Source organism: Pseudomonas hydrolytica (assembly GCF_021495345.1).
GTDB lineage: Bacteria > Pseudomonadota > Gammaproteobacteria > Pseudomonadales > Pseudomonadaceae > Aquipseudomonas > Aquipseudomonas hydrolytica.
The window spans coordinates 1,995,210-2,007,660 of sequence record NZ_CP099397.1; the positions used below are offsets into that span (position 1 = coordinate 1,995,210).

General features: G+C 65.6%; 9 protein-coding genes. 6 read left to right on the top strand and 3 right to left on the bottom strand.

Annotation, left to right across the window (positions count from 1 at the left end; all coding sequences use genetic code 11):
- The first annotated feature begins 142 nt into the window (after positions 1-142).
- The 6 genes from L1F06_RS09200 to L1F06_RS09225 all read left to right on the top strand — a co-directional run bounded on the left by L1F06_RS09200 (position 143) and on the right by L1F06_RS09225 (position 7,443).
- Positions 143-1,588 (top strand): aminotransferase-like domain-containing protein, encoded by a 1,446-nt coding sequence (locus L1F06_RS09200; RefSeq protein WP_003243660.1) that lies wholly within the window; start codon positions 143-145, stop codon positions 1,586-1,588.
- Between the two features lie 86 nt (positions 1,589-1,674).
- Complete coding sequence (locus tag L1F06_RS09205; protein WP_129483329.1) at positions 1,675-3,375, top strand: vWA domain-containing protein; 1,701 nt, start codon at positions 1,675-1,677, stop codon at positions 3,373-3,375.
- The gene (locus L1F06_RS09210; RefSeq protein WP_129483330.1) at positions 3,372-3,944 is read left to right on the top strand and encodes an RNA polymerase sigma factor; all 573 of its coding nucleotides are present in this window, start codon (positions 3,372-3,374) and stop codon (positions 3,942-3,944) included. Before L1F06_RS09205 ends, L1F06_RS09210 begins: the two co-directional genes overlap by 4 nt.
- A complete protein-coding gene (locus L1F06_RS09215; RefSeq protein ID WP_129483331.1) occupies positions 3,941-4,630 on the top strand; it encodes a hypothetical protein in 690 nt (229 codons plus the stop codon). The genes L1F06_RS09210 and L1F06_RS09215 overlap by 4 nt, the downstream gene beginning before the upstream one ends.
- A 224-nt stretch (positions 4,631-4,854) precedes the next feature.
- A complete protein-coding gene (locus tag L1F06_RS09220) occupies positions 4,855-5,226 on the top strand; it encodes a hypothetical protein (protein ID WP_252576755.1) in 372 nt (123 codons plus the stop codon).
- A 123-nt stretch (positions 5,227-5,349) separates the two neighbouring features.
- Positions 5,350-7,443 (top strand): hypothetical protein, encoded by a 2,094-nt coding sequence (locus tag L1F06_RS09225; RefSeq protein WP_129483332.1) that lies wholly within the window; start codon positions 5,350-5,352, stop codon positions 7,441-7,443.
- An 8-nt stretch (positions 7,444-7,451) separates the two neighbouring features.
- Here the strand turns inward: L1F06_RS09225 and L1F06_RS09230 are convergent, their stop codons facing one another.
- From L1F06_RS09230 to L1F06_RS09240, 3 genes are all read right to left on the bottom strand, one after another.
- Positions 7,452-9,278, bottom strand: a complete 1,827-nt coding sequence (locus tag L1F06_RS09230; RefSeq protein ID WP_129483333.1) for a long-chain-acyl-CoA synthetase — start codon at positions 9,276-9,278, stop codon at positions 7,452-7,454.
- Positions 9,279-9,500: 222 nt separating this feature from the next.
- The gene (locus L1F06_RS09235) at positions 9,501-10,328 is read right to left on the bottom strand and encodes an SDR family oxidoreductase (RefSeq protein ID WP_129483334.1); all 828 of its coding nucleotides are present in this window, start codon (positions 10,326-10,328) and stop codon (positions 9,501-9,503) included.
- A 79-nt stretch (positions 10,329-10,407) separates the two neighbouring features.
- Positions 10,408-12,393 (bottom strand): acetyl/propionyl/methylcrotonyl-CoA carboxylase subunit alpha, encoded by a 1,986-nt coding sequence (locus tag L1F06_RS09240; protein ID WP_129483335.1) that lies wholly within the window; start codon positions 12,391-12,393, stop codon positions 10,408-10,410.
- Positions 12,394-12,451: the final 58 nt, after the last annotated feature.

Genomic DNA, 12,451 nt, shown 5'->3' on the forward strand with positions numbered 1-12,451 from the left:
TTTTTACAGGTATGGCGCCGCACGACGTAGGAGGTACAGCGCCCCACGCTGCGCTGTATGGTCAAGACTGTTATGAACTGTGCCAGTACACTTCTGTAACAATCGGCTACTGTTATGGTTCAGTGCTCTGGAGGAAATCGTCGTGACCAACCTGTTGCTCTACCAACGCATCGCCCAGCAGTTGGCCGAAGATATCCGTCGCGGCGTCTACCAGCCGGGCGAGCGCGTGCCTTCGGTGCGCAAGATGAGCGCGCAGCTCAATGTCAGCCACGCCACCGTGCTGCAGGCCTACGCCAACCTCGAGGACCAGGGACTGATCCGCGCGCGGCCGCAGTCCGGCTTCTACGTGCACCAGACACCGGCGCTGACCGCACCGACCCCGGATATCGCCAAGGTTGAGCGGCCAGGTCTGGTCACCCGTGCCAGCATCATCAATCAGGTGCTCACCGAGTCGCGTCGCGAAGGCGTATTCCCGCTCGGGGCGGCGGTGCCGCATGTCGATTACCTGCCGGTGCGCGCGCTGCACCAGCAACTGGCCAAGGTCACGCGGTTCCACAGTCCGCGCGCCTTCAGCTACATGTTCAGCCCCGGCTTCGAGCCGCTGCGCCGCCAGGTGGCGATCCGCATGCGCGATGCGGGCGTGGTGGTCGACCCCTCCGAGGTGGTGGTCACCCACGGCTGCGTCGATGCGCTGCAGATGAGCCTGCGGGTGCTGACCAAGCCGGGCGATCTGATCGCGGTGGAGTCGCCGACCTACTACGGCCTGCTGCAGCTGGCCGATCTGCTGGGGCTCAAGGTCATCGAGATCCCGTGCGATCCGACCACCGGTATCAGCCTCGAAGCCCTGCAACTGGCCGCCAATCAGTGGCCGATCAAGGCCCTGGTGCTGACCGCGCGGCTGTCCAACCCGCTGGGCGGCACCATCCCCGAGGAGCGTCAGCGCCAGTTGCTGCGCCTGGCCGGCGATTACGATTTCCAGATCGTCGAGGACGACATCTACGGCGAGCTGATGTTCGAGCAGGGCCCGACCAAGGCGCTCAAGTCGCATGATCGCGACAGCCGGGTGATCTATTGCTCGAGCTTCTCCAAGACGCTGTCGCCGGGCGTGCGCATCGGCTGGATCGTCGCTGGCAAGTATCAGGACGAGATCCAGCGTCTGCAGACCTTCTCCACCCATTCGGCGTGCAGCGTCACCCAGATGGCGGTGGCGGCCTATCTGGAGAACGGCGGCTATGACCGCCACCTGCGGCATATCCGTCAGGAGTACCGCAAGAACCTCAGCGCCTTCCAGCTGGCGGTGCAGCAGTACTTCCCGGCCGGCACGCAGATGACCCGACCCAAGGGCGGCTTCATTCTCTGGGTCAGTCTGCCGGCGCGGGTCAACACCAAGGACCTGCACGTGCGCGCGCTGCAGCAGGGCATCTCGATCGCACCGGGGCTGATCTTCAGCAATACCGAGCAGTTCAACCACTGCGTGCGGCTCAACTGCGGCATCCCGTGGAATCGCGAGGCCGAAAGGGCGCTGATGACCCTGGGCATGCTGGCCACCCAGCTGTGTCAGGAGGCAGGCGGTTCGTGGGAAGGCTGAAAAACCGCCTGATGGTTTAACCCGAACGATCGCAGGGCTGCGTCTACCTGAGCGAAGGTCTCATGCCATTGCTCAGGAGGTGCACCATGTCCGCTTATTCCCTGCTGCTCGTTCGCCCGCTCGCCGTTGGATTCTCGGCCGGTGCCCTGCTGGCACTGGCTGCCTGCAGCGCCTCGGCACCGGAGGCCGAGAAAGCGGCCAGTTCCGTGCCGCCGCAGCCCATTTTGGCGGATGAGCTGGTCGCCGCCACACCCGCCGAGCTGACCCGCAAGCGTGCGGCGCCGCTGGCCGGTCAGCTGGCCCCCATGCCCAGTTCTGTGGCCGATGCTGCGCTGCCCGGCTATCGCGACGTGCCGCGCGAGCAGTATCAAAACTACCCCGACAATCCGGTCTTCGCTGTCAGCGAGACGCCGGTGTCCACCTTCAGCATCGATGTCGATACCGGCAGCTACGCCAACGTGAGGCGCTTTCTCAATGGCGGCCAGCTGCCGCCGAAGGACGCGGTGCGTCTGGAGGAACTGGTCAACTACTTCCCCTATGCCTATCCCTTGCCGCAGGGCGATGCGCCCTTCGGCGTCAGCACCGAACTGGCGGTGACGCCGTGGAACCCGCAGACCCGCCTGCTGCGCATCGCCATCAAGGCGTCGGACCGCAGCGTCGAGGAGCTGCCGCCGGCCAACCTGGTGTTTCTGGTGGATGTCTCCGGCTCGATGCACCGCCGCGAAGGCCTGCCGATGGTGCAGGGCACCCTGAAGCTGCTGGTCGACCAGTTGCGTCCGCAGGACCGCGTATCGCTGGTTACCTACGCCGGCGCCACTCAGGTGGTGCTGGACTCCACGCCCGGCAGCGACAAGGCGAAGATCCGTGCGGCCATCGATCAACTGACGGCAGGCGGCTCCACTGCCGGTGAGTCGGGCATCCAGCTGGCCTATCAGCAGGCGAGCAAGCACCTGATCGAGGGCGGCATCAATCGCATCCTGCTGGCCACCGATGGTGACTTCAACGTCGGCATCAGCGACTTCGAAAGCCTCAAGCAACTGGCAGCGGACAAGCGCAAGACGGGCGTTTCCCTCACCACCCTGGGCTTCGGCGTGGACAACTACAACGAGCGCCTGATGGAGCAGTTGGCCGATGCCGGCAACGGCAACTACGCCTACATCGACAACCTGCGCGAGGCGCGCAAGGTGCTGGTGGATCAGCTCGCGTCGACCCTCGCCACCGTGGCCAGCGACGTGAAGCTGCAACTGGAGTTCAACCCGAGCGAGGTCAGCGAGTACCGCTTGCTGGGCTACGAGAACCGCGCACTCAAGCGCGAGGATTTCAGCAACGACAAGGTCGATGCCGGCGAGATCGGTGCCGGGCACACCGTCACCGCGCTGTACGAGGTCGTCCCGGCCGGAGGCAAGGGCTGGCTGGAGCCGCTGCGCTATCAGAGCAGCGCTCAGCCAGCGGGCAAGAGCGGCGAGCTGGCCTGGCTGCGGATTCGCTACAAGGCGCCGGGGGAGGCGAGCAGTCGCCTGCTGGAACGACCCATTGCGCGCAACGAGGCGAAACCGGTTGCGGCCGCCAGCGAGGATCTGCGTTTCGCCGCCGCGGTGGCAGCCTTCGCCCAGCAGCTCAAGGACGGCCGCTACACCGGCGACTTCGACCTGGCGCAGAGCATCGCGCTGGCCCGCTCGGGCAAGGGTGAGGATCGCTTCGGCCTGCGCGGCGAGTTCATCCAGCTGGCCGAAATTGCCCAGAGCCTGCACACTTCCGGCTCCACTCCAGTACGAGTTCAGCAGTGAACGCACCTCTCACGGATGACGACGCCGCCTTGCTGCGGCGTTACCGCCGCGGCGACGCGGCGGCCTTCAATGCGCTGTACCAGCGCCACAGGCTGGGTCTGTTCCGCTTCCTGCTCGGCCTGTGCGGCGATCACGCCCTGGCCGAGGAAGTGTTTCAGGAAACCTGGATGAGCCTGGTGCGCAGCCAGAGCGAACAGCGCGAGGCGGTGCTGTTCAAGACCTGGCTGTACCAGATCGCGCGCAACCGTCTGATCGACCATTGGCGCAAGACGGGCCGGCATCAGGCCGGGCACGACGAATACGACGAGCGCCAGCATGCCCAGGCTGACCCGCAGCCCGGCCCGGAGCAGCAGTGGGGCCTGAGCCGCGACAGCGAACGGCTGCAGGCGGCGCTGGCCGACCTGCCGGAAGATCAGCGCGAAGTCTTTCTGCTGCGCGCCCATGGCGACCTGGAACTGAACGAGATTGCCGAGTTGACCCGCACGCCGGCCGAGACGGTCAAGAGCCGTCTGCGCTATGCCCTGCAGAAACTGCGCCGGCTGCTGGCCACCGAGGAGTTGTCCGCATGACCCATGAACGAGAACCGCTGGATCACGAACAGGCGCTGCTGGCGCATTTCCGTGCCCATGGCAGCGGCGAACCCTCGGCCGAGCTGGATGCACGCATTCTGGCAGCGGCTAGTGCGGCTGCCCGCGAGGCGCAGCAGGCCGAAGCCGCCAGCAACAAGGTTGGCTGGGCGCAGCGTTTGCACCAGTGGCTGTTCGGCAGCGGCCGGCAGCGCTGGTCGGTGGCGGTAGCCGGGCTGGCCTGCGTCGGCATCGGTGTCAGCCTGACCTGGCGCACCCTGGAGCAGGCGCCGGATACCTTCGATGCAGTCCCGCCCAGCGTGCTGATGAGCCCGGCTGCACCGGCTCCGATGGCGGCCAAGCGTGCGGCAGAGCAGGAGGCGGTTGCTCCCATGGCGGCGCCGCAGGAGCGCATGAAGAGCCAGGCCATGGCACGCCAGGCGCCGTCTGCCGATATGGCCGAGGCACCGATGGCCAGCGCCGCCGCAATCGCTCCGATGGCTGAGCTGGTGATGCAGAGCGAACCGCGCGAGGCGTTGCTGCGTTTGCTTGAGCTGCGCAGGGCTGGCGATCAGGAGCAGGCGCAGCGGCTGTTGGAGCAGCTCCAGGCCGACCATCCGCAACTGGATATCGAAGCCGAGCTCGCGCATCTGGCGTCTGAAAGCGGCGAGGTGGGCGAGGACCGGTAAATGTCGTGTAAGTCGGCTTGCCAGTTGGCGCCAAGCAGGGGAGCATGGGGCAGTATGTTGATCGAGTTGCTGCTGTCCCCATGATGCGTAGAACCTGTCTAACGCTCGTATGCCTGGCTTTGCTGAGCGGCTGCGAGCCCGCCCCGGAGCCCGCTGCGGAGAAGCCCGAAAGCGCCGCTCCCGCTGTCGTTTCGCCAGCCCCCGCGGCACCGGCGGATGTGACGGTGAGCGAGCCGGACGAGGCGCCGGCTCCGGTCATTGCGCCCAAGCCCGAGCCGGCGGAGCCCGCCAAGCCCAAGACCGCGGACAAACCGCAAGCGCGGGCCAAGCCCCCGGCCAAGGCCAAACCCGCCATCGCTCCCCAGCCAGAACCCCGGTTGGCGCTGGATCTGAGCGTGCCGCAGGAGGTGTTCGAGCAGGCGCTGGAAAGCGAAACCAGCGAGGATATCTCGCCCCTGTTGCCGCCGATGTTCGGTGAGAAACCCGAAGTCCAAAGCCCGTTCCAGATCAGCGGTCGGCTGATCAACAACGAGCGGGTGGACGACTACTGGGATTCCATCGAAGGCGCCGAGGTGCAGTTCGAGTTCAGGCGGTAGGCTTCCGTTCGTCATATTTGGCTATGCACGATCGAGGCAGAGTGCGGGCTGGCTCAATCCTGCGCGTGCGGGGCGCTGCTATCATCGCAGCCTCTATCTGAGTCACTGGCAAAGGAGTGCCGAATGTCGTTGATGCTCGATGAGCACGAAAGCTCTACGCAAGCTAAAGTCCTGCTCACCCTGCTGAGTTTCGTTATTCCACTGGCTGTTGGGATCTTTGTCCCTTGGTGGTACTCGTGGGGGATCGTGCAAGCCATCTTGATCGCGACCACAATCATCGTGGTTGCCGGACACCCTGAGTTCGTCAAACGCCTCCCAGTCCCTCTGATGAGCATGGTCTTGGGGCTCAGCTTTCAGTTATGGGGAACTACTTCCGGCTTTCTCGGGTTCGCTGTCGGACTGTTCATCCTGATTTTCAGCTGGGTACATCTGTACGTCTGGATGCGGTTTCTGGGACTTGTCGTCAAACGTCAGGACGTCACTCTGCGCTTTCAGGGAGTTGCTCTCTCGCTGCAAATTGCCCCCCATTCGGGCTACCTACCCAAATATGGCACCGCCTGGCTGGCCAGAACCATAGCTGGCTTTGCCTGGGCGGTTGATGGCCGGGTGGCCAAGCAGCCACAGGCTGGAATCGATCAGTGGTCCCGCCCCATCGTCCAGGTAATGGCGTCTTCGCCTGCGCCAATCGAGCCGCCCGCGGTCGTCAGCATCCCTGCGCCGGGGCGCAGTTGTCAGGGCCAAGTCGATGCCAGCGGTCACTTGATCTTCAGTGCACCGCAGGGCAGCCGCACTCTGCGGGGCGAGCCGTTCAGCACGGTGGGTGGCCAAGGCGAGTCCGGTCATAGCCTTTGGCTGGATGAGCAGCCCACCGGACTGCTGCTCAATCAGGGCGCTTCGGTACTATGGAGTGAAGACGATCAGGCGCTTGTCTGTCGCGCGCGAGCCGAGAGCCAGTCGGTGGAGGAAAGCGCTACCTGGCTGTGGCGAGTAGCCTCCGGTTGGCGTCCGCTGGAGGAGCCCTGGCAATCGCTCGTCGATGAACCCGTACTGGAGTGGAGCACGCCCTGTCGTCTGGAGGATGAGCGTCTCTTCTACGAGGCGCTGATGCATGGGGCGGAAACGGAAAAGCCTATGGCTCTGACACTGTGCATCGAGCTGGATGGGGAGCATGCGGGCGTCGTGTCGCTGCAGCTGCCGTCGATGCAAGGTGGCGCGCAACCCTGCCTGACCCTGCTGCGCAAGAGCCGCGATGGCCGTCGTCATGCCTTTGCCTGCCATGTCGGCGCCTGGCGGTTGCCGGGGCAATGGTGTCTCGATCACCGCGTTTCGGACTGCGGGCGTTATCTGGCCTTGATCGCCTTTGCCGAGGCGCCCGCCGTTCCGCATCAACTGGTTGTGGCTGATGTGCTGGCGCGGCGCCTGCTGAGGCTCGACGAGCCGCTGCTGATCGCCGGGCTGCAGGCGTTCGAAGACGGCGTCATCAGCCTGCAGCAGATAGTCGGCAGGCAGGCAACTGCCCTTGGTGCCGGTCCCTTGCCGCGCCTCGAGGCGCTGGCGCCGGCAGCGCAACAGGCCGACGCCTTCGTTGCGGTTGGCCGCTTGCATCATCGGACCGTGCAGGTGGCGGTCGATGCCTGGTCGTTGCGTCTGCTGCCAAATTGGCGTCTGGAATGGCGCCCTGTGCCTGCCAGTGCTCAGGGCGATTACCTGCTCGCTGCACCCGGTGCAGGCGATGCCGCCTGGCTGTTCGGACTGGACAGAAAAATGCATGAAGGCAGTGGGCTTGTGCCGGGTGGTGCCTGCGTCCTGACCGCCTCCGGTTGTGGTATCGCGGATCTGGCACCCTCGATGGCCTGGTCGGCGGACGGCCGCTATCTGGCGTTGAGTCGCCGGGTGATCAGCGAGGAGACCATACAGTGGCACCTGTTGCTGCTGGATATCTGGGAGCATACGCTGCGCTACAGCGTCCGGCCCCTGCCTACGATGCCGTGCTTCGAGGCGTTCGATGCTAACGGCCTGCACGTCAGTGGTGTCGAGCACGAGGTGCAGTTGATCACGATGGAGAGGTTGCTGGCACTGCCCCGACAGATGCTGATCCGCAGTGGCGATGTCTGGCTGCCTGCCGAACAGCTTAGCGATGCGGTGCACTGGCAGCGCCTGGACAGCGCACACTTGCAAAGCTGGCGCTCGCCTGAGGTCGAGCCATCTCGGGCGTAGCGTTTCGCTCAGAAACGATAGGCCTGCCGTGCGATGGCCGCGTGCAGTTCGCCATCGAGCGGCTGGAAGCTGTCCGAGCCGGGCAGGCGCACGTAGAGCGGGCCATCGACTTTGCTCGGGTCGTAGCCGGCCTGCTTGAGGTCGGTTTTCTTGTACTTGAAGGTCCCCGTGGTTTCGACTTCGCCGAGTAGGCGTACGAACAGCGGCGCGGCGTAGGCGGGCAGTTCGGCATCGAGGTGAGCGGCCAGCGCCGCGCCATCTAGCATGCAGCCTGGCGCCAGACGTAGTGCTGCCATGCCGCAGCGGCCATTGGTGCCAGGAATCTCCACACCGTAGACCACCGCATCCTCCACCCCGGGGAAGGCGCCGAGCACGTTTTCCACCTCGGTCGTGGAGACGTTCTCGCCCTTCCAACGGAAGGTGTCGCCGAGGCGGTCGACGAACTGCGCGTGCTTGCAGCCGATGTCGCGCATCAGATCGCCTGTGTTGAACCAGGCATCGCCCTTCTTGAACACGTCGCGCAGGATCGCCGCCTCGCTCTTGGCCGGATCGGTGTAGCCGTCGAAAGGCCACTTGGCGCTGATTTCGCTGATCAGCAGGCCTGCTTCGCCCTTGTCGGCCTTTTGCAGAAAGCCTTTCTTGCCGCGCACGGGGCGGTCGTTTTCCAGGTCGTAACGGACGATGGCGTAGGTCGCCGGGGTGTAACCGACGGTATTGTCGAAGTTGAAGACGTTGGTGAAGCCGATATTGCCTTCGCTGGAGGCATAGAACTCGGTGATCTGCTCGACGCCGAAGCGCTGCTTGAACTCGGCCCAGATCGACGGGCGCAGGCCGTTGCCGATCATGCAGCGCAGGCTGTTGTTCCTTTCGCTATCGGTCTCCGGCTGGTTGAGCAGGTAGCGGCACAGTTCACCGATGTAACCGAAGCAGGTGGCCTGGTAACGCGCCACGTCGCTCCAGAAGGCGCTGGCGGAGAACTTGCGGCGCAGGGCGATGGCCGCGCCGCCGGCCAGGGCCGCGCTCCAGCATACGGTGACGGCGTTGTTGTGGTAGCAGGGCAGGGTGAGGTAGAGCACGTCGTGCTCGTTCAGGGTCAGGCCGGAATGGCCGAAGCCGCCATAGGCCTTGATCCACTTGCCATGACTCATGATCGAGGCCTTGGGCAGGCCGGTGGTGCCGGAGGTGTAGATCAGGAAGCAGGCATCCTTCATGCGTACGTGCTGGCTGTCCGGAGGGTTGTCCTGGGCCTGGCCGGCGGCCAGGTGCATCAGGTTGAGCCAGCCATCTGGCGCCTGGCCGGGATCGCCCAGGCAGTCCTGGTCGGCGATCCAGTAGCGTTTGGCTTGCTGATTGTGCAGTTGCGCGGCGATTTCCTCGAAGGCGCCGAGCAGTTCGTCGCCGATCACCAGAAAGCCGGGTTCGACTAGGTTGAAGCTGTGCGCCAGCACCTTGCCGCGCTGGGTGGTGTTGATCAGCGCGCCCACGGCGCCGAGCTTGCTCAGGGCGGCGAGGATCGCCAGCAGCTCCAGGCGGTTCTCCAGCATCACCGCCACCACGTCGCCATGGCGGACGCCTTCGGCCTTGAACGCCCAGGCCAGGCGGTTGGCCCAGGCATTGAACGCGCGGTAGCTGAGCTGGCGGTTTTCGTCCATCAGCGCCGGGCGTTCAGGATGGCGTTCGGCGGCGCGTTGCAGCGCCCAGGCCAGCGACAGGTTCTTCTCGCGGTTGCGGATGCCGGCGTAGTACAGGCCGCGCAGCATGCGCGGCACACGCGGCAGGTGCTGCGGCAGGTGGGCCAGGAAGCGGAAGGGCGAAATCAGATCGGCTTGGCTCATGGGGCTCGCACTTGGGCTGTTATGAATTGGAGGCGAGTCCTGACTCTAGTCAGCCTGGCGCGCACCAGCCATGGCCCAGGTGCGTTCAGCGGTGGGCAGATCGGCAAATACGCACCCTACGGGGCGGCGCCTGGAGCCCGGATGCAATCCGGGTAAATCCGCGCACGGGATCCCCGGATTGCATCCGGGTTATGAAGGCGATGGTGGCGGGTGGCACCCGCCCTACGGATCGACGAACAGATCGGGCACCAGGCTGCCGCCAGCGGGATCGAAGCGGTACTGCTCGAAGTCGCTGACGCCCTGTTCGCGCAGGATGTCCTCGTCGATCAGCAGGCGCCCGGTGAGGCTGCGGCCTCCGCTGCTGAGGATGGCGTGGGCCGCATCGGCCATGATCGCCGGCGTGCGCGCCCGCTTGAAGGCGTCGCGGCTGCCCAGTTCGAACTCGATGGCCGCGGTGGCGATCATGGTCTTTGGCCACAGCGAATTGACGCTGATGCCGTACTTCTTGAACTCCTCGCTCATGCCCAGGGTGAGCATGCTCATACCGTACTTGGTGACGGTGTAGGGGCCGTGCTGGGCGAACCACTTGGCGTCGAGGTTGAGCGGCGGGGAGAGGTTGAGGATATGCCCGCCCGCGCTTTTCTTGAGATAGGGCAAGGCCGCCTGGCTGCAGACCATTACCGCGCGAGTGTTGATCTGATACATCAGGTCGAAGCGCTTGGGTTCGAGTTTTTCCACGCCGACCAGTTTGATGGCCCCAGCGTTGTTGACCAGCGCGTCGATGCCGCCGAAATGCTCGGCGGCCTGGGCCATGGCCGCCGCCACGGCCTGTTCGTCACGCACGTCCAGCTGCAGGGCCAGCGCCTTGCCGCCTACGGCTTCGACCTCGGTGGCGACGCTGAAGATGGTGCCTTCGAGCTTGGGATGCGGCTCGGCGCTCTTGGCCGCGATGACGATATTGGCACCATCGGCGGCGGCCTTGAGGGCGATCTCGCGGCCGATGCCACGGCTGGCGCCGGTGATAAACAGGGTCTTGCCGTAAAGTGACATGGGCGTTCCTCTTGTCGTAGGGTGCGCCATGCGCACCGCCGGGGTTTTGGTGCGCACGGCCTAGGCGGCCCCGCGACACCTACGAATCAGCTTCGATTTCCACCAGCAACTGACGGTTCTTCACCTGGTCGCCCTGGCTCACGCCAACGCGGCGGACGATGCCGTCGACGCCGGCCTTGAGCGGGTGCTCCATCTTCATCGCTTCCAGCACCACCAGCAGTTGCCCCTTGCTGACGCTGGCGCCCTCGGCGATCAGCACCTCGACGATGGCACCATCCATCGGTGCCTTCACCGCGCCGCTGCTGGCGGCGTTCTGCCCGCCAGCCGGCTCGTGGGTGACATCCAGCAGTTCCAGGTTGCCATGCTCACCGTACAGCCACAGGCGCTCACCTTCGAGGTGGTAGGCCTGGCGGCGGCGCACGCCGTCCAGTTCCAGGGTCAGCCAGCGACCGTCGCTGGCCAGCAGGCGCACAGGCAGTTGTTCCTCACCCCGGCGCACGCAAAGGTGTGCTTGCGTACCGCTGGCGAGCAAATCCAGCTCCACGGCGTGCTTGTGTTCGCCCTGCTTGAGGACGAAGCGCCAGGGCGCGCTGCCGGCGCTGCGCCAGCCGGACAGGCCGGGCTGGTGCGCGCGGGCCTCGGCCGAGGCCTGGTAGAGCAGGGCGGCGGCCATGGCCAGCTCGGCCAGGCTGGCGGTATGCGGCTGCAGGCTGGGGTCATGAGCGAAGTGTTCGGCGATAAACGCCGTGGTGGCGTTGCCAGCGGCGAACTCCGGGTGCTTGAGCAGGTTGGCGAGAAAGCGCTGGTTGCCGTTCACACCCAGCAGCACACACTGATCGACCGCGCGCACCAGCTTGCGCCGGGCTTCGTCGCGGGTTGCGCCGTAGGCGATGACCTTGGCCAGCATCGGGTCGTAGAAGGGGGTGACGGCCTGCCCCTCGACCAGGCCGTGATCGATGCGCACGCCGCTCAGCAATTCCGGCTCCCAGCGCAACACCTGGCCGGTTTGCGGCAGGAAGCCGGCGGCCGAATCCTCGGCGTACAGGCGCACTTCCATGGCATGGCCGGTGAGGCGGATTTCGTCCTGTCGAAGCGGCAGGGGTTGACCCTCGGCGACTCGTATCTGCCAGGCCACCAGATCCTGTCCGGTGATCAGCTCGGTGACCGGGTGCTCCACCTGCAGGCGGGTGTTCATTTCCAGGAAGAAGAACTCGCCGCTGGCGTCGAGCAGGAACTCCACGGTGCCGGCGCCGACGTAGTTGACCGAGGCCGCCGCCTTCACCGCCGCCTCGCCCATGGCGCGGCGCAGCTCGGGCCTCATCACCGGGCAGGGCGCTTCCTCGACCACCTTCTGGTGGCGACGCTGCACCGAGCAGTCGCGCTCGCCGAGGTAGAGGATATTGCCGTGCGCATCGCCGAACACCTGGATCTCCACATGGCGCGGGCGGATCACCGCGCGCTCGAGGATCAGCTCGCCGGAGCCGAAGGCGTTCTGCGCCTCCGAGCGGGCGGTGCGGATCTGTCCCAGCAGTTCGGCGGATTCGTGCACCAGGCGCATGCCGCGGCCGCCACCGCCGGCGCTGGCCTTGATCATCAGCGGGTAGCCGATGCGCTCGGCTTCGCTGGCCAGGGTCTCGTCATCCTGGGCGGCGCCTTCATAGCCGGGGATGCAGGGCACGCCGGCCTCCAGCATGGCGATCTTGGACAGGCGCTTGCTGCCCATCAGGTGGATGGCGTCTACGGTCGGGCCGATAAAGATGATGCCGGCCGCTTCACAGGCGCGGGCGAAGTCGGCGTTCTCGGAGAGGAAGCCATAGCCGGGGTGGATGGCGTCGGCGCCGGTCTTGCGCGCGGCCTCGATGATGGCGTCGATGCGCAGGTAGGACTGGCTGACCTGAGCCGGGCCGATGCATACGGCTTCGTCGGCGATCTGTACATGGCGGGCGTCGGCATCGGCCTCGGAGTAGACCGCCACTGTGCGGTAGCCGAGTTCGATGGCGGTGCGCATCACCCGGCAGGCGATCTCGCCACGGTTGGCGATCAGGATCTTGTTGAATGCGGGCATCTTCGTGCTCCTGTGGGGCGAACTCCGGATTGCATCCGGGCTACGGTCTATTCGTTCC